At 35.2% G+C, this 16,475-nt stretch carries 20 protein-coding genes; 14 read left to right on the top strand and 6 right to left on the bottom strand.

From position 1 onward, the window contains the following. The first annotated feature begins 269 nt into the window (after positions 1–269). Positions 270–452 (top strand): hypothetical protein, encoded by a 183-nt coding sequence (locus ACTNDN_RS18575; RefSeq protein ID WP_031540268.1) that lies wholly within the window; start codon positions 270–272, stop codon positions 450–452. Between the two features lie 304 nt (positions 453–756). Here the strand turns inward: ACTNDN_RS18575 and ACTNDN_RS18570 are convergent, their stop codons facing one another. After that, entirely contained in the window at positions 757–873 is a 117-nt protein-coding gene (locus ACTNDN_RS18570) for a YfhE family protein (RefSeq protein WP_235252038.1), read from the bottom strand. Between the two features lie 228 nt (positions 874–1,101). Here ACTNDN_RS18570 and recX point away from each other — a divergent pair, with 228 nt between their 5' ends. Together recX and ACTNDN_RS18560 are read left to right on the top strand one after the other, a co-directional pair. Beyond that, positions 1,102–1,911: a recombination regulator RecX gene (gene recX / locus ACTNDN_RS18565; protein WP_251629706.1), complete on the top strand. Its 810-nt coding sequence runs from the start codon at positions 1,102–1,104 to the stop codon at positions 1,909–1,911. 69 nt (positions 1,912–1,980) lie between these two features. Then, entirely contained in the window at positions 1,981–2,301 is a 321-nt protein-coding gene (locus tag ACTNDN_RS18560) for a YfhH family protein (protein ID WP_235252040.1), read from the top strand. 55 nt (positions 2,302–2,356) lie between these two features. Here ACTNDN_RS18560 and ACTNDN_RS18555 read toward each other — a convergent pair whose 3' ends face one another. Beyond that, on the bottom strand, positions 2,357–2,506 hold the full coding sequence (locus ACTNDN_RS18555) for a small, acid-soluble spore protein K (RefSeq protein WP_031540334.1): 150 nt from the start codon (positions 2,504–2,506) through the stop codon (positions 2,357–2,359). Between the two features lie 126 nt (positions 2,507–2,632). Here ACTNDN_RS18555 and ACTNDN_RS18550 point away from each other — a divergent pair, with 126 nt between their 5' ends. Beyond that, on the top strand, positions 2,633–2,902 hold the full coding sequence (locus ACTNDN_RS18550; RefSeq protein ID WP_441131751.1) for a YfhJ family protein: 270 nt from the start codon (positions 2,633–2,635) through the stop codon (positions 2,900–2,902). Between the two features lie 51 nt (positions 2,903–2,953). Here ACTNDN_RS18550 and ACTNDN_RS18545 read toward each other — a convergent pair whose 3' ends face one another. After that, positions 2,954–3,934 (bottom strand): metal-dependent hydrolase, encoded by a 981-nt coding sequence (locus ACTNDN_RS18545; RefSeq protein WP_235252041.1) that lies wholly within the window; start codon positions 3,932–3,934, stop codon positions 2,954–2,956. 416 nt (positions 3,935–4,350) lie between these two features. Between ACTNDN_RS18545 and mutY the strand changes: the two genes are divergently transcribed. Continuing rightward, a complete protein-coding gene (mutY, locus tag ACTNDN_RS18540) occupies positions 4,351–5,460 on the top strand; it encodes an A/G-specific adenine glycosylase (RefSeq protein WP_031539750.1) in 1,110 nt (369 codons plus the stop codon). Positions 5,461–5,482: 22 nt separating this feature from the next. Here mutY and ACTNDN_RS18535 read toward each other — a convergent pair whose 3' ends face one another. Then, positions 5,483–5,707 carry a hypothetical protein gene (locus tag ACTNDN_RS18535; protein WP_031539751.1) on the bottom strand — a complete coding sequence of 75 codons (225 nt, stop codon included), beginning with the start codon at positions 5,705–5,707 and terminating at the stop codon, positions 5,483–5,485. Positions 5,708–5,825: 118 nt separating this feature from the next. Between ACTNDN_RS18535 and fabL the strand changes: the two genes are divergently transcribed. The 5 genes from fabL to ACTNDN_RS18510 all read left to right on the top strand — a co-directional run bounded on the left by fabL (position 5,826) and on the right by ACTNDN_RS18510 (position 10,238). Continuing rightward, the gene (gene fabL, locus ACTNDN_RS18530; protein ID WP_031539753.1) at positions 5,826–6,569 is read left to right on the top strand and encodes an enoyl-[acyl-carrier-protein] reductase FabL; all 744 of its coding nucleotides are present in this window, start codon (positions 5,826–5,828) and stop codon (positions 6,567–6,569) included. 138 nt (positions 6,570–6,707) lie between these two features. Further along, complete coding sequence (locus ACTNDN_RS18525; protein ID WP_251629704.1) at positions 6,708–6,887, top strand: gamma-type small acid-soluble spore protein; 180 nt, start codon at positions 6,708–6,710, stop codon at positions 6,885–6,887. A gap of 234 nt (positions 6,888–7,121) precedes the next feature. Continuing rightward, positions 7,122–7,385, top strand: coding sequence for a YgaB family protein (locus ACTNDN_RS18520; RefSeq protein WP_031539757.1), 264 nt, complete (start codon positions 7,122–7,124; stop codon positions 7,383–7,385). A gap of 188 nt (positions 7,386–7,573) precedes the next feature. Then, positions 7,574–8,104: a nucleoside tri-diphosphate phosphatase gene (gene ntdP / locus ACTNDN_RS18515; protein WP_031539758.1), complete on the top strand. Its 531-nt coding sequence runs from the start codon at positions 7,574–7,576 to the stop codon at positions 8,102–8,104. 385 nt (positions 8,105–8,489) lie between these two features. Beyond that, a complete protein-coding gene (locus ACTNDN_RS18510) occupies positions 8,490–10,238 on the top strand; it encodes an ABC transporter ATP-binding protein (RefSeq protein ID WP_031539759.1) in 1,749 nt (582 codons plus the stop codon). Between the two features lie 39 nt (positions 10,239–10,277). On the opposite strand, the gene ACTNDN_RS18505 is transcribed toward ACTNDN_RS18510, so the two are convergent. Both ACTNDN_RS18505 and ACTNDN_RS18500 read right to left on the bottom strand, forming a co-directional pair. After that, a complete protein-coding gene (locus ACTNDN_RS18505; RefSeq protein ID WP_031539762.1) occupies positions 10,278–11,363 on the bottom strand; it encodes an FUSC family protein in 1,086 nt (361 codons plus the stop codon). Between the two features lie 382 nt (positions 11,364–11,745). After that, entirely contained in the window at positions 11,746–13,050 is a 1,305-nt protein-coding gene (locus tag ACTNDN_RS18500; protein WP_031539763.1) for a glutamate-1-semialdehyde 2,1-aminomutase, read from the bottom strand. Positions 13,051–13,269: 219 nt separating this feature from the next. On the opposite strand from ACTNDN_RS18500, the gene ACTNDN_RS18495 reads away from it, so the two are divergent. From ACTNDN_RS18495 to ACTNDN_RS18480, 4 genes are all read left to right on the top strand, one after another. Continuing rightward, positions 13,270–13,674, top strand: coding sequence for an ion channel (locus ACTNDN_RS18495; protein WP_031539766.1), 405 nt, complete (start codon positions 13,270–13,272; stop codon positions 13,672–13,674). A 70-nt stretch (positions 13,675–13,744) separates the two neighbouring features. After that, entirely contained in the window at positions 13,745–14,215 is a 471-nt protein-coding gene (bcp, locus tag ACTNDN_RS18490; protein WP_031539768.1) for a thioredoxin-dependent thiol peroxidase, read from the top strand. A gap of 387 nt (positions 14,216–14,602) precedes the next feature. Continuing rightward, positions 14,603–15,058: a peroxide-responsive transcriptional repressor PerR gene (gene perR, locus ACTNDN_RS18485; RefSeq protein ID WP_269320393.1), complete on the top strand. Its 456-nt coding sequence runs from the start codon at positions 14,603–14,605 to the stop codon at positions 15,056–15,058. 280 nt (positions 15,059–15,338) lie between these two features. Next, complete coding sequence (locus ACTNDN_RS18480; protein WP_251629702.1) at positions 15,339–16,211, top strand: nucleotidyltransferase-like protein; 873 nt, start codon at positions 15,339–15,341, stop codon at positions 16,209–16,211. Positions 16,212–16,475: the final 264 nt, after the last annotated feature.

Below are 16,475 nucleotides of genomic sequence, written 5' to 3'. Positions count from 1 at the left end.
CCTTGTACTTTACCATGATAAATTTCAGTTTTACCAAATAGCTATTTCTTATAAAAAACAAATAGCTGTTTATACATTTGTTCTTTAAAAGAAACGAAAATTCATTGACATAAAGAACATATATGAGTATATTTAAAAGTATAAAGGGGTTTATATACAAAACATGTTCTTAATAACGAATCAATAAAAAAGAGAAAAATATAAAAATAAAGCTGATTATTTTTTTGATTATTTGTTCGTTATTAAGAATGGTTAGAAGGGGGAAAATGATGAATTCTGTTTTACTAACAATAAAAATTAGACACAGTAAACGGCTGGCTACTAAATATTCACAAAAATCGAATCGAGCAAAAGGAGGCTTAGAGAGAAACCATTATTTTCAAAAATACATCTTTTACTATAATAAAGCTAATTTATTGGAAGAAGGTAGAAACAAGGAAGAAATCATTTAAAAGACTTATATGCTATTATATCAATTCTTATACTATTTAAAAAAAGGGTCTTAGCCATTAATAAAGTGGAAAGGTCCTTTTTTGTTGTATATTTCTGAAAATAATCGCAATATTAACTGTGGAAAAACGGTTAGATTATCAACTTATTTACTAACAAGATAAATGCTGAAAATAAAGTATTCCACAGTCTTATCCACATTATCAACAGGATGAAGGTTATTTTATCCACATAAATGTAAGGGTTAACATAAAAGAGGGGGAGAGAATATACGGAAATTCTCTCCTTAAGAAGGATAAGATTGGCTTATTTATTATCTTTTCTGCTAGCAGCTCGATCAGCCATTTTAAATTCATGTTGATAGGTTACTGCCTGCATACTAGATAGTGTATGTTTTTGTTTTTGCTTTTTCTTTCTATCCATCTATACCATTCCTTTCTCATTCCAAAGTATCTTCTTTATTCTTTCCTAGTTGGGTAATATAGATGCACACAGGATGTAAATTAATTAGTGGAAGAAGGCAAAAGTACTGCTATTCCTTTTTTTCTATGCTACATTTTAAGGAGAAGTGTTTAAGTGAATGTTAATAAAAAGTTTCTGTTAAAGCTAAGAATAAGAAAATCTCAAAATAGATAATAATGTGGTGATGGGATGATTATTAGTAAAATTACAAGACAAAAGGAATTAAACGACCGTTATAATATTTTTACGATAAAGCAAGGGAAAGAGGTTTATGCATTTAGTGTAGATGAGGCTGTGTTAGTGAAGTACCAGTTGCAGAAAGGGATGGAACTCGATTCTCTCTTATTAAATGAAATTCAATATACGGATGAAATAAGAAAAGGTTACCATCTGGCAGTTAGGTATTTGGCTAAAGTGAAAAGGACGGAAAAGGAAGTAAGAAAACATCTACTTGCTAAAATGGAAAACGAGTCATTCGTATCAGAAGTAATGATGAAATTAAAGGATATGAAATTTATCGATGATGAAGATTATGCTTTCTCCTATGTGCGCACCCAACGGAATACAACAACAAAAGGACCAGAATCGATTAAAAGAGAGCTGAAAGAAAAAGGCGTTCAGATCGAATTGATCGAGCGTGCCATGGAGGAATTTGCATATGAAGATCAACTTCAGTCTGCACAAAAGGTAATGGTGAAATTTTTAGCGGGGAAGAAAAAGGATTCTAAGAAAATTTTATTACAGAAGCTAGAGCAGACACTTGTTCGCAAAGGATTTACCACTGCTATTATTCAGGAAGTGAAAAGGATGCCAGAGATTCTTGAAATGGATAGCGATGGATTAGAAACCATTCGGATTCATGGCGAGAAGGCAAGAAGGAAATTTGCAAAATTTACAGGCTATGAATTCACACAGAAAATGAAACAATTTTTATACCGTAAAGGATTCTCGATGGATCTTATCGAACAATATTTAGATGAAATGGAAGAGGAAATGTAAATAAATAATCTAAATTTTTGCCGAATCTGGTTAATTTTATTACACTAGTTTGTAGTGGAGGGAATATAAATGCTGACAAAAAGATATAGCATGATGACAGAACATGAGCTCCGTATGGAAATATCCACTTTAAATGATCAAGCAAAAAAGGCGGAACAGCTTGGAATGATTAATGAGTATGCAGTCTTAGAAAGAAAAGCAGTTCTCGCAAAATCCTATTTATTAAATCCAAAAGATTTTAAACCGAATGAAGTGTATGAAATAGAAGGAGATCCTGGAGTTCTTTTTCAAATCGATTATATGAATGGTGTATTTGCCTGGGGAAAACGGAAAATAGATGGAAGCCAAGAAGAAGGTATTCCGATTGCGTTATTGAAAAAGAAGGATTGAGGGAAAGGAGAGGAGGGACCGTGTATGGTCTCTCCCTCTTTCCTACAGTACTTCCTTATTTTTTCGGTCTGCGATGAGAGGAAGCGTGCATTCTCTCTTGAGGATGTGTATTGATTGTCCCATTTGCTCTTTTAGAAGCAAATTCTGCTTTAGCTCTCGGTTCTCCTTCAAGCTTTACATCATTTGTATTATCTACATTTCCCATCGTTATACCTCCAAGAATCAACTAAGTAAACAGTAATAAACGTATATTTGTTTATTACTACGGATAGTATTTGTTATCCATCTGCAATCTATAAGTAAAAACAGAAAAAGAAAGAAGGAATCAATGATGCATGAAGTACAGAAAAAGTTAGTGGAACGGCTACTGGAGCATAATTCATTTATTTCAGTAGGGCAAGCGCAAACATGGGTTGAATTATTATGGGAAGATTTCGAAGCAACTTATGCAAAAGCTGGTCGGAAATATCAAGGAGAAGAAGTAACTGAAAGAGTTGTCAGTCAGTGGATTGAAAACTATGGAGAAAAGCTACATGAATTTGTCGCAGAAAATCCAAAATATAAAGAATTTCTTACAGATGATAAAAAGAAATTGCATTGAAAATTCATTTAAATAATAGACAGGTCGACGTTTGAGTCGACCTGTCTTATACTAATTTGTTAGTATATCGAGTTTCTTTTTAAGTTTATCTTCACTAAAGATCCAGCCTGTGTACGAGGTAATAATATTTAAATTTAAATCTAGATGAACGACAGCGACAAATGGATAATGTCCATTGCTTCGATAGCGCAAATCAATGAAACGGACTTGGTATTGGTCATCGAGCTCCAAGACTTCCCAGCGAAAAACAGGAGAAAAGGATAAGAATGCAGATAGGTTCTTATCTTTTTGTGCTGCTGCGAGAACTGGTGTATTTGGAATTGGAATGCGATGAAATTTATCGTAAATTTCAATTTCATGCTGATGCGATCGACCGACATAGAAGGAGTCATCAGTCATTACAGCAATACGCCAGTGATTAAATCTCATCGTTGGTGATAAAATGATTTCAGTTGCGTTCGGAATCTTCTTTTTCACATTTATTTTTACCTGCCGCTGTGTGATAATTCGCAGCAGATAATAACCGATTAGAACGATGAAGAGCGTTAAAAAAGTATATCCAGGATTGGAGCCAAATATCCAACATAAAATAGCAATAATATGCATAGAAAAAATGATTGGATCAAATGTGTTAATAATTCCCAACGCAACCCATTTATTTGTAAAGGGGCGAAGGGCCTGTGTACCGTAAGCGTTAAAAATATCTACAAAAACATGCAGAAAAACCGCTAAAAAGGACCAAAGCCATAAATGCAATAAATTTGCTTCTAAGAAAATCGGATAAATGACCGCGGTGATGAGCAATGGCCATAAAATTACTGCAGGTATTGAGTGTGTGACTCCACGATGATTACGTATATAAACGGCATTGTTTCTTAATTTTAAAACCGTATCGATATCTGGTATTTGAGAGCCCACTATTGTGGCGATCATAACACTTGTAGCTGTTACAGGACTTGAAGCAACAACCGGGTCTAACGTCGCTAACCCACCAAGTGCAATCCCCATGACGATATGTGTTCCTGTATCCAAAATACCAAACCTCCCTGATTTTTCTCCAGCATTATTTGGATGAAAACACCATAATTACAATTAAAATATGCTTTTCTTTTTTCTTAACAAAAGATACACTACAAACAGCTAAAGAAAAGCATAGGACAAAAAATGCGGATAATGTTATTAAATAATAAAAATCGATAATATACATCGGACAATCGCATAATTTTTATAAAAAAATAGTTCTCTTATTTAAAATGAGACAAATTTACTTATTTATACTTACTTTAATAACATCAAATCTTTTGGCTAGGATATCACTTGTTAGTAAGATTTTTCATACTTTCATTCTATCCCATTTCATCCTATGATGCATGTTATGTCCAATAGAATAAAAAGAAGTCTATACATTGTTATTCCCAAAAAAATTAATAATTAACATATGGAGGTTTATGGTGACAGAAAGGCAAGAAATGATAAAGAACCAAGTGAATGTAGAGCAATTTAGAGAAGATTTATTAAAATGGTTTACCGAGGAACAAAGAGATCTTCCATGGAGAAAGGATAAGGATCCTTATAAAGTATGGGTGTCTGAAATAATGCTTCAGCAGACTAAGGTTGATACGGTTATTCCCTATTTTAACCGATTTATTTCTCAGTTTCCAACAATTGAAGCATTGTCAGTTGCGGAAGAAGAGAAGGTATTAAAGGCTTGGGAAGGGTTAGGCTATTACTCAAGAGCACGAAACCTTCATGCCGCTGTAAAGGAAGTCCATGAAAAGTATGAGGGCAAAGTGCCAGATTCGCCAAAAGAAATTTCTGGCTTAAAGGGAGTAGGCCCGTATACGGCGGGAGCGATTTTAAGTATTGCCTATGGTGTTCCAGAACCTGCTGTTGATGGAAATGTTATGAGGGTCTTATCTAGAATTCTTTCGATTTGGGAAGATATTGCCAAGCCGAAAACGAGAAAAACTTTTGAAGAAGCCGTGCGCGTCCTGATTTCACATGAGAATCCATCCTATTTTAATCAAGCCTTAATGGAGCTAGGTGCCTTAATTTGTACACCTACTTCGCCGTCTTGTTTGCTTTGTCCTGTTAGAGAGCATTGTCATGCATTTGATGAAGGAACAGTAACGGAACTGCCGGTTAAGACGAAAAGCAAGAAGCAAAAGTCAATCCAGCTTGCTGCTGTCGTTTTGACAGATGAAGATGGAAGAACATTGATTCATAAGCGACCTAGCACAGGATTGCTTGCAAATCTATGGGAATTTCCTAATATGGAAATCGTTCAAGTGTTAAAAAGCGAGAAAGCGCAGCTAGAGGAAAGGCTTTTGGAAGACTTTCAAGCAACAGTAGAAGTTGGCGAAATGATTACAAGAATTGAACATGTCTTTTCCCATTTGATTTGGAATATCAATGTCTATAGTGGAAAATTGATTGATTTGAAAGAGGAAAGGGAAGATCTACGAAAAGTGAATTCCGAAGAGATAGAGCCATTCCCATTCCCAGTGTCTCATCAAAAGATGCTGAAGTTTTTATCAGAGCAAATTAACGAGGGGTGACCACAGTTGGTCCCCTTGTTTTTTAATCATCGTTCACTTCTGTTCCATGTGTATAATCTGCTTCGTTTCTTTTTAAGCCGCCTCTATTTTCAATCTCCACGATAATTTCACGATGAATACTTGCTCCTTCGCTATTTAAATAGGGAGTCATTTGCTGTAAGGAATGATGGAAGTAGGCAAGCTCGTTATCCTTCCATTCGCCTTTAGCGATCATTGCTAATTCAGTCATATCTCTACCAACATACATTATCCAATACCTTCCTTTACCTTAAGCATATCTATATCTATTGTGCGAATGTTGTTTGCGAACTATGCATTAATAGAGGTAAAATGAAAAGTAAATGGATGGGAAAGGAATTAAAAGAATGACAAACAAAGTAGCATTAATTACAGGAAGCAGTAGAGGAATAGGAAAAGCAACAGCGATTCGATTAGCAAAAGAGGGCTATGATATCGTTATTAACTATGCAAGAAGCAGAAAGGCTGCCCAAGAAACAGCCGATGAAATAACGGCATTAGGAAGAAAAGTTCTTTTAGTAAAAGCGAATGTTGGGGATGTTGATAAAATTAAAGCAATGTTCGCAGAAGTGAAAGAAGAATTCGGGCGTTTGGATGTTTTCGTTAATAACGCAGCATCTGGTGTGTTACGACCAATTATGGAATTAGAAGAGTCTCATTGGAATTGGACAATGAATATTAACAGTAAAGCGTTATTATTCTGTGCGCAAGAAGCGGCGAAATTAATGGATAAAGGCGGCAAGATTGTCAGCATCAGTTCATTAGGAGCGATTCGCTATTTAGAAAACTATACGACTGTTGGGGTAAGTAAAGCGGCAGTAGAAGCGTTGACTAGATATTTAGCAGTAGAATTAGCTCCAAAAAATATTGTGGTTAATGCTGTTTCTGGTGGAGCTGTTGATACAGAAGCATTAACACATTTCCCAAATAGAGAAGAATTGCTTCAAGCGGCAGCAGATAAAACGCCAGCGGGAAGAATGGTGGAAATGGAAGACCTAGTGAACGCAGTTATGTTTTTAGTAAGCGATGACGCTAGTATGATAAGAGGGCAAACGATTATTGTGGATGGTGGTATTTCGTTATTAGTGTAAGTAAGAAAAGGGAATTTTCCTTCTGAGGAAGATTCTCTTTTTTCTCTTTAGAGAAAAAATTGGATTTTATTGGAAAATAAAAACTTTGGATAGAACCGAAATGTCTGGGACAAATTAATAGGCGTGGAGGTGATATTCATGGCTAAAAAATCTGGTGTAACTCAATCAGGAACTAACATCCAAGAAGTAAAACAACAAAACGCTCAAGCAGGCCAAGGTCAATTTGGTACTGAATTTGCAAGCGAAACAAACGCTTCAGAAGTAAGAAAAGCTAACCAACAAGCTGAAGCTAAAAAATCTCAAAACACAAGCAAATAATGCAAACAAAGGGCACTTCACTTACGGGAGAGTGCCCTTTGCTTTTTATGGAAATAGCTATTATTAATTTTTTTAATATACGGTGCCGCTTACAATAAAAATAGTTCGACAAAACTTCTTCTTTGTCTACAGAAGTAGTCAAAGGAATAATCATACATACACAGAAATAGTTAAAGAAAGATGATAAATAAAGTATTACCGAACCTAAAAATAAAGAGTAGGATGTGTTTTTTCATGGATGTATTTAACGGTTTAGTTGGAGAGCAAATGCGAATAATGGAAAAACTACTATATTTACAAGGAGAATTAGAGCGGTGCGAAGAAATTGAAGCACAATTACAAATGCTGCAAAAAGAAACCGAATTAAAAGAAGTGCAAATAGAAATTGGCAAAATGAAAGTAGAACTTAAGCAAATACAACAAATTTTTGAATTGCAAACAGAAAAAGTCATTCGAGTCTATCAAGAAAATGAGCTAAAACTATCATCGAGTTCATAAAAAAAATATGGAATATTTGAAACCATTGTGTAATTTCAATGGTTCTTTTGTTTTAAATTTACCAGATAACCGTTATAATAAGAAAAAAGAGGAATCGTACTTTGTTGCCTTAAATGAAATAATGAATCGCTTTTAGTATGTAACAGGTTACAAAGCGTCCGTAAATAGAAAGTAGGGGAGAAATAAAAATGGGCGTACCTATCGAGGGTGAACCAATACAAATTCACAGTTATAAGCATAATGGGCACATCCATCGAATCTGGGACGAAACAACGATACTTAAAGGGACGCAAAACTTAATTATAGGTGGTAATGATCGTACAATTGTTACAGAATCAGATGGAAGAACGTGGGTAACGCGTGAACCTGCAATCTGTTATTTTCATTCACAACAATGGTTTAATGTCATTGGCATGCTTAGAGAAGATGGCATTCATTATTATTGCAACCTAAGCTCACCATTTATATACGATGGAGAGGCACTTAAATATATTGATTATGATTTGGACATCAAAATTTTCCCGGATATGACATTCAATTTATTAGATGAGGATGAATATGAACGTCACCGTGAAGAAATGAAATATCCAGATGTCATCGATCATATTTTAAAGTCGCAAGTAAATCAATTAATACAATGGATAAGACAAAGAAAAGGTCCCTTTGCACCAGATTTTGTTGATTTGTGGTATGAAAGATACTTAACGTACAGAAGTTAATATGGATGACTGAAAAAAGCATGTTGGTATTCAGCAGGCTTTTTTCTTATGCATATGCTTCGAATAATGATAAAATGATTCATTGTTATCAAAGAGTTAGTTATGGAAGAGATTGTGTGATTTATTATCAATGCTTGCATTGTGGTTGGGATAGTTTGGAAGGTAACCTGAGAGAGAACATTTCAGTGCCCGATTCATCTGGTAAAAACAGCAAAAGGTAACTGAAGCCAACATTTTCATGCCCATTCCAGCATGAAAAATGAAAAAGTAACAGAGGAAATCACTAAGTTTTCCTAACAGCTGTAAACAAAGCCAAACACAAAACAAGTTTTCAAAACTACCAAAAAGGAAATAGAACAAAGGCAACATAGAGAGGGGAGTATATGTGGACAGTATTAAAAGATATATGGCTTTTGTAAAGCCATATCGGTGGCAAATCATTGGCACCATTATCATCGGCATTGTTAAATTTGCCATCCCGCTATTAATACCATTGCTATTAAAGTACGTAATCGATGACATAATCAATAATCCAGACTTAGCACAGGCAACTAAAATGAGCAATTTATGGACGATTATGATCATCATGACGATTATTTTTATCGTAGTAAGGCCACCAATCGAGTATTATCGTCAATATTTCGCACAATGGACTTCTAATAAAATTCTATATGATATTAGAGACCAGCTATTTATGCATCTTCAAAAATTAAGTTTAAAATATTATTCTAATACCCGGGCAGGAGAAGTTATTTCCCGTGTAATAAATGATGTCGAACAAACGAAAAACTTTATTTTAACAGGATTAATGAATTTATGGTTAGATGCCGTAACAATATTGATTACAATAGCTATCATGTTCACGATGAATATAAAGCTAACCTTTGTTTCCATCATTTTATTGCCTTTCTATGCTTTCTCCGTGAGTTATTTCTTTGGAAATTTACGGACGCTGACAAGAGAAAGGTCACAGGCGCTAGCAGGAGTACAAAGCTTTTTGCATGAAAGGGTACAAGGAATTTCTGTTATTAAGAGCTTTGCTACGGAAAATCATGAACAAAAGCATTTTCAAAAATATAATAATGCCTTCTTAGAAAAAGCGGTCAATCATACGAAGTGGAATGCTAAAGCATTTGCGGTTGTTAATACGATTACCGATATTTCTCCATTGTTTGTGATTGCCTATTCTGGCTATCAAGTATTAAATGGTGATCTAACTTTAGGGGCTATGATTGCATTTTTTGCCTATATTGAAAGATTGTATAATCCATTAAGAAGATTAGTGAATTCTTCGACAACATTAACCCAATCGATTGCCTCAATGGATCGAGTATTTGATTTGATTGATGAAAAATATGATATTCAGGATAAGCCAAATGCCATTCCTTGTGCAAATGTAAAAGGTGACATTGCATTTGAAGCGGTTGATTTTGCCTATGATACAAAGGATCCGAAAGTATTAGATAATGTTTCTTTACATATTAAGCCAGGGGAGACTATCGCATTTGTTGGAATGAGTGGGGGCGGAAAATCTTCGTTAATTAGTCTTATACCAAGATTCTATGATGTGACAGGTGGAAGGATTCTCTTAGATGGAAAAGATATAAGAGATTTACAAGCTCGTTCCTTAAGGGATCATATTGGAATGGTTCTTCAAGAAAATATTCTCTTTAGTGAATCCATTAGAGAAAATATTATGATTGGGAGACCAAATGCGACGGAAGAGGAAGTGATTGCCGCCGCAAAAGCTGCGAATGCCCATGACTTTATTATGCAGCTGCCAGAAGGTTATGAAACGAAAGTTGGAGAAAGAGGAGTGAAATTAAGTGGAGGACAGAAACAAAGAGTAGCGATAGCTCGCGTTTTCTTGAAAAATCCACCTATCTTAATTTTGGACGAGGCAACCTCTGCTTTAGACTTGGAAAGTGAACAATCAATTCAAGAATCCCTTGAAGAACTGGCAAAAGATAGAACAACCTTGATTGTTGCCCATCGACTCTCCACGATTACCCATGCAGATCGAATTGTTTTAATCGAACACGGAAAAATCATGGAAGATGGCACACATAATGAGCTGATGAAATTACAAGGTCATTATCATGATCTATTTCAAATACAGCAATTGGGGAATTGAAAAAACGATCCAGAAGCATTTTCGCTCTGGATCGTTTTTTTATTCTTCAATTGTTACCTCTGCTTCATGGTTATGATGAACCTGGATAGAGGTAATCAATGTATCAAGATGCTCCACATTCTCATCATACTCAATAATGGCTGAAACGATTTGCATCATATGATATTGCTTTAGTTCTTCTTCATTTTCGTGGACAAGTGACTCTGTCTCCTTGTAGTACTGCATCAATTCTTGGAATAGCATGTTTCGGTCAAGGGAAATGCTACCTTCTTCAAAAATAACATGTGGCTTTACCTTTCCAATAAATTTTAGCATCACATGTTCGTGGTGGTGAATCAGACAATCGAGTTGTTGCTGAATAATATTTTGAAAATATTCAGGTAAACTCAATAACTCATTTTCATAGCGATGAATCTTTTTCAATGTTTGAAATGATTTTTTTAATGTTGCAATCATTTGCCGATAAATCACTAACTTTCTCGTTTTTAATAAGGTTGTTTTTTTGAAGTAATTCCGTTCTTCTTTGTACAGTATATATAACTGGTCTATTTTCATTAACCGGTCGGACATTTTATCAATATCATTTTTTAAAAGACTGTGCTCGGATGCATGTCTAATGTTCAAGCGAATCCATTTTGTTATTTCCTCACTCATATCGGAAATTTGGTTGTACAATTTATTTTCATACTTAGGTGGTAGAAAAATCAGATTGACGATTGATGAAGACAGAATCCCTAGCATTACGGTAGAGAAACGAATAATCGCAAATGTGATGAAATCATCTGTAGGTGATTCCATAATCGCAATTAATGTAACAACAGATAAGGTAATCGTCTTTTCTAAGCCTAATTTTAAGTTAATAGTAATAACAATAATGGCAGCAAGTCCGATAATAAAGACGTTGTTTCCAAAGCTTAATACAAATATTACTGCTATAATGGCGCCGATGATATTCCCTTGCACTTGTTCAATGATAGATAAATAAGAACGATAGACGGTTGGTTGTATGGCGAAAATGGCAGAAATTCCTGCGAAAACAGGAGTTGGTGCATTTAATAGTTGTGCTAGAAATAAAGCTAAAACGATGGCGATTCCTGTTTTCAGAATACGCGCTCCTAATGTCATAAATAAGTGTTCCTTTCTTTAACGTAATAACATATTTTCTTATACCCCTTACTTTTTGCGGAAAACACGAAAAGTAAACACAATAATGTACTATACAGTGATTAGATGCTAACTTCAATAGACTAATGCCGGATTTTTTCTTTTTTCGATGGATTTTAAAAAAATGGACATATTGTTGTTAAAATTGAAATGGATTTAAACGATATTCGAGGTGTGAAACGTTTTAATGGGATGCTGATTTCCGCTACAGGCGTTCGCTTCATTTATCTGTGGTTGGAAATTAGAAAAAGCTTCTAATCTTTTTAATTTATAAGAGGAAGATCCCCTTTGTGAAAATAAAAAAAGGTCCAGAATTCCTCTGAACCTTTTTCCTTACAACTATTTAAAATTTATACTCTTCTTGTAATGAAGCGAATGCTTGATCTACAGCGTGTAGGGTTGCTTCGATGTCTTCTTCTGTGTGTGCGATGGTGAGGAACCATGCTTCGTATTTGGATGGTGCTAGCATAATTCCTTGTTCTACTAATAGTTTAAAGAAGCGGCCGAACATTTCGCTATCTGTGCTTTCTGCTTGCTTGTAGTTGTATACTTTTTCCGTCGTAAAGAAGACAGTAAGTGCTCCTTTTAGACGGTTGAGTGTAATTGGAACATTGTACTTAGTAGCTGCTTCTAAAATACCTTTTTCTAATAATGCGCCTAGTTTATCTAGATAATCGTATACGCCTTCTTGTTTTAATACTTCGAGACATGCAATGCCCGCTTGGATGGATGCTGGGTTTCCGGCATGAGTTCCTGCTTGGTATGCTGGTCCAACTGGTGCAACTTGATCCATAATTTCTTTTTTACCACCATAAGCGCCAATTGGTAGACCGCCGCCAATTACTTTTCCTAAGGCAGTTAAGTCGGGGTAAACGCCTAATAAATCCTGTGCTCCACCGTAAGTGAAGCGGAAAGCGGTGATTACCTCATCATAAATAACAAGTGCGCCAGCTTCATGTGTTAGCTCATTGATTCCTTGTAAAAATCCTTCCACAGGTTCCACGATACCGAAGTTTCCAACGATTGGCTCCACAAGAACAGCTGCTACTTGATCTCCCCATTTATCCAAGGCATCTTTATAGGCATCTAAATCATTGAAAGGAACAGTAATGACATCAGCTGCAATTACCGCAGGAACACCCGCAGAGTCTGGAGTGCCAAGTGTAGAAGGTCCAGAACCTGCTGCAACTAGCATTGGATCAGAGTGACCATGGTAGCAGCCCGCAAATTTAATGACTTTGTTTCTGCCAGTATAAGCACGCGCAACACGAATCGTTGTCATCACGGCTTCTGTTCCAGAATTCATAAAACGGATTTTTTCCATGGAAGGGATTGCTTCCTGAAGCATTTTTGCAAATTTTACTTCATGGGGTGTTGGAGTACCGAATAGTAGTCCTGTTTCTGCTGCACGAGTGACTGCCTTTGTGATATGTGGGTGAGCATGTCCAGTCACAATAGGACCATATGCAGCTAAATAATCGATATATTGATTTCCGTCTACATCAAAGAAGTATGCACCTTGCCCTTTTTCCATCACTATCGGTGATCCGCCACCAACGGCTTTGTAAGAGCGAGAAGGACTGTTGACACCTCCGACAATAATCTCTAAAGCTTCTTCATGTAATCGTTCTGAATTGGTATGTAACATATAAACCTCCTATAAATCGTAACATTCTGTATAGAATACCTTCCCTCATTTTAGCACTTTTTGAAAGAAGATAAAGGGAAACAGCTTTTAAACAACAGGCAACTTTCATACGTTCTCAGGTAGGTGTAACTGGATAAACGCATAATTACCTTAGACAAGCATAAATATTAATGATGGAGTATTTAAGGACGTGCAGCAATAAAGTAAGGGGGTAAGGAGATGTTTTATGTCTTATTAGCTTTAATCCTTTTTTTTATTGCGATGAGCTTAAGAACATTGTTTGTTCCTTACCGCGTAAAAGAAAAATGGGTATCCTTTGAAAATTTTATGTACTTAATTTTTGTTTATATCACCATTATGATTGGCTTTGGCTTAATCTATACGTTGTTTCAAATGAATGGAATCCCTGTATATAATGATGGACAGACTCCTTCTCTAAACTATGATTTCTTTCATACGTTACACACTAGCATCTATTTTAGTGGTGTCACCTTATTCTCTGTAGGGTTTGGTGATTTAATGCCTATTGGAATCGGAAGAATGATCGTTCTTATCGAGGCATTAATAGGCTACACGATTCCAGCCGCCTTTGTCACAAGAGCCGTCCTAGATTTGAATCATTAGCAAACTCCTTTTCTTGCTTCATCCAAGTAAATTCGGTACGCTTGGTATAGGAAAAGAAAGGCGGGATACGATGTCGATTCAATTGGGAGATACAGTACCAGATTTTGAACTACAAGCAGATAATGGAGAAAAAATAAAACTGTCAGATTTTCGAGGAAAGAATGTAGTCTTATACTTTTATCCAAAAGATATGACACCTGGATGTACAACAGAAGCTTGTGACTTCCGCGATAACCATGCAGATTTTAAAGGCTTTCATACAGTGGTACTTGGCGTTAGCCCTGATCCGATTTCAAGGCACAAGAAGTTTATCGAAAAGCACGAGTTGCCATTTCCATTACTATCCGACGAAAATCATGAAGTTGCAGAAAGCTTCGATGTATGGAAATGGAAAAAGAATTTTGGAAAAGAATATATGGGGATTGAAAGATCAACCTTCTTGATTGATAAAGAAGGCAAGCTCGTTAAGGAATGGCGTAAAGTGAAAGTGGCTGGCCATGTAGACGAAATAAAACAAGCATTAGAAAAAATCGAAGCCTAATTTTAAAGCTAGGGACTTTTGTCCACTCATTAGGGAGCGATAAGCATATTGTATAGTGAGCATATACCTCCTCATATATATGTCGGTGGCCAACGAAGCGTTCGTTGGTCTTTTTTTAGAATAAAAAGAGAATTGGATAAAAATTCTGGTGAAAAGTAGCGCGTGACATGCATATAATGAAAGTGTATTATCAATAGCAATCAGGCAACTGCTATTATCTAATAGTTTGTATTGTTAAATAATCATTATCGTTGTTATTTTAAACGGTTTATTCATCTATAAACGGCGTTATTACAGTAACTGTATTGACAAAACCCACCTATTATTAGTACACTATTTATAAACATTATAAAATAAGAATATCTTTTAGAAATGGGGTGCATGTCCGTGGAACATAATGAGCATAGCGAGCATAATGAGTTACAGGAAGCTCTTGACAAGCTGAAAGAAACAGGAGTGCGCATTACCCCGCAGCGTCATGCGATACTTGAATATTTAATAAGCTCAATGTCACATCCGACTGCCGATGAAATTTATAAAGCACTTGAAGGTAAATTCCCAAATATGAGTGTAGCCACTGTTTATAATAATTTAAGAGTTTTTCGTGAAGTAAATTTAGTAAAGGAACTGACATATGGAGATTCTTCTAGTCGGTTTGATTTCATTACTTCTCACCATTATCATATTATCTGTAAAGAGTGTGGCAAAATAGTTGATTTCCATTATCCAGGACTGGATGAGGTCGAACAATTTGCCAGCCATGTTTCAGGATTTAAAATCAGTCACCACCGTCTAGAAATTTACGGTACTTGTCCTGATTGTGCTAAAAAAGAAGCGCACTAATGTAAGAAATAGAAGAGGTTGTCTTTTTAAGATTAGCTTTCGTATAAATGCATGCGAAGGTTAATCTTAAAAAGATACCTCTTTTTTCTGTTTTCCTAAAGAAGGTTCTTCATTATACGGAAATAATAGATGGGGAATATAAAGAAAAAAAGTAATACTATTTTTTTAGAAGTTGTAGTAAGATTTCATGTATGCCATGGAAATAGGGCAGGATTTTAATAGAAAATGTCGAAATAATACGAAACGAATAAAATTTATTCATGGAGATGGAGGAATAACGATGGAAGATATTCTTCGTCCTATATATCAAGAAAGAGCTAGCCAGACAAATACATTGGGCGTATTAATCATTGATAAAAAACAAAATGAAATGACCGTGACAGATACTTTTGATACGGTGATGCTAATTATTGTAAAAGAAGCAGAACACCCTGTTTTTATAAAGCACTATACTTATGCGGAAAAGAAAGCAGCTTTGCATATTGTCACAGAACAACAATTAAGAAATTGGATTTTATTGGGGAATAATAAAAGAATATTTGAATGGATATACAATGGAAGAGTTGTTTTCGATCGAAACGAATATATCTATCAACTCAAAAATGAGTTAAAGGAATTTCCCGTTAACGAACGAAAACAAAAGATGGCGTTAGAATTCGCTAAGCTTATTAAACGATATATGGACGGGAAAGCTTTCTTTGAAAATAAGCATTATCTTGACGCTTATAATGATATTGTTCACTCCCTACATCACTTAGCACGTTTAGCTGTGATTGAAAATGGATTCCATCCAGAGGTAACCGTTTGGAGCCAAGTAAAACAAATAGAGCCAGAAATCTATAAATTATATGTAGAGCTAGTAAATAGTGATGAGCCGATTGAAAAAAGGCTTGAGTTATTATTCTTAGCAAGTGAATTCTTAATTCATTCCAGAATGAGATCAAGTACAAGCCATATTCTAGATATATTAAAAGAAAAGGAAACTTGGACATTTAATGAGCTATTAGAAAAAGAAGAACTTTTTATTTATGCAGTTGATCTAGGGATGCTTTTAGAATATTTGATCGATAAACATTTAATAGAGGTAGTTAATGTTTCAACGAAAAGTCCCGGAGTTTATCATCGATATTATAAGGTTTTAGAAAAAAACTAAAAAAGTTTTAAAAAAGTATTGACCATTATGTTGGAATAATGTTATATTTATATCCGTCGCTGAAACAACACGAAATGTTGAAGTAAACGACGGGAAAAGTTTTTTTGAAAAACTATTGACAGTGAATGTTGATAGATGTTATATTAGGAAAGTCGCTTCTTGAGTGACTAACTAAATTGCTCTTTGAAAACTGAACAAACAAACGTCAACAATAATCGTTTTATAACGAATGTTATAGAATGACAACAAGTAATAAAAAGCTAG

The sequence above is a fragment of the Niallia sp. HCP3S3_B10 genome (genome assembly GCF_052064465.1).
In the GTDB taxonomy this organism is placed as follows: domain Bacteria; phylum Bacillota; class Bacilli; order Bacillales; family Cytobacillaceae; genus Niallia; species Niallia hominis.
This window is presented reverse-complemented; position numbering and strand designations above follow the sequence as displayed.

What these genes read in the sequence shown, in the direction of transcription:
- ACTNDN_RS18575 (WP_031540268.1), top strand. Translation starts at nt 270, where the DNA reads ATGAATTCTGTTTTACTAACAATAAAAATTAGACACAGTAAACGGCTG.
- ACTNDN_RS18570 (WP_235252038.1), bottom strand. Translation starts at nt 873, where the DNA reads ATGGATAGAAAGAAAAAGCAAAAACAAAAACATACACTATCTAGTATG.
- recX (WP_251629706.1), top strand. Translation starts at nt 1,102, where the DNA reads ATGATTATTAGTAAAATTACAAGACAAAAGGAATTAAACGACCGTTAT.
- ACTNDN_RS18560 (WP_235252040.1), top strand. Translation starts at nt 1,981, where the DNA reads ATGCTGACAAAAAGATATAGCATGATGACAGAACATGAGCTCCGTATG.
- ACTNDN_RS18555 (WP_031540334.1), bottom strand. Translation starts at nt 2,506, where the DNA reads ATGGGAAATGTAGATAATACAAATGATGTAAAGCTTGAAGGAGAACCG.
- ACTNDN_RS18550 (WP_441131751.1), top strand. Translation starts at nt 2,633, where the DNA reads ATGCATGAAGTACAGAAAAAGTTAGTGGAACGGCTACTGGAGCATAAT.
- mutY (WP_031539750.1), top strand. Translation starts at nt 4,351, where the DNA reads ATGGTGACAGAAAGGCAAGAAATGATAAAGAACCAAGTGAATGTAGAG.
- ACTNDN_RS18535 (WP_031539751.1), bottom strand. Translation starts at nt 5,707, where the DNA reads ATGTATGTTGGTAGAGATATGACTGAATTAGCAATGATCGCTAAAGGC.
- fabL (WP_031539753.1), top strand. Translation starts at nt 5,826, where the DNA reads ATGACAAACAAAGTAGCATTAATTACAGGAAGCAGTAGAGGAATAGGA.
- ACTNDN_RS18525 (WP_251629704.1), top strand. Translation starts at nt 6,708, where the DNA reads ATGGCTAAAAAATCTGGTGTAACTCAATCAGGAACTAACATCCAAGAA.
- ACTNDN_RS18520 (WP_031539757.1), top strand. Translation starts at nt 7,122, where the DNA reads ATGGATGTATTTAACGGTTTAGTTGGAGAGCAAATGCGAATAATGGAA.
- ntdP (WP_031539758.1), top strand. Translation starts at nt 7,574, where the DNA reads ATGGGCGTACCTATCGAGGGTGAACCAATACAAATTCACAGTTATAAG.
- ACTNDN_RS18505 (WP_031539762.1), bottom strand. Translation starts at nt 11,363, where the DNA reads ATGACATTAGGAGCGCGTATTCTGAAAACAGGAATCGCCATCGTTTTA.
- ACTNDN_RS18500 (WP_031539763.1), bottom strand. Translation starts at nt 13,050, where the DNA reads ATGTTACATACCAATTCAGAACGATTACATGAAGAAGCTTTAGAGATT.
- ACTNDN_RS18495 (WP_031539766.1), top strand. Translation starts at nt 13,270, where the DNA reads ATGTTTTATGTCTTATTAGCTTTAATCCTTTTTTTTATTGCGATGAGC.
- bcp (WP_031539768.1), top strand. Translation starts at nt 13,745, where the DNA reads ATGTCGATTCAATTGGGAGATACAGTACCAGATTTTGAACTACAAGCA.
- ACTNDN_RS18480 (WP_251629702.1), top strand. Translation starts at nt 15,339, where the DNA reads ATGGAAGATATTCTTCGTCCTATATATCAAGAAAGAGCTAGCCAGACA.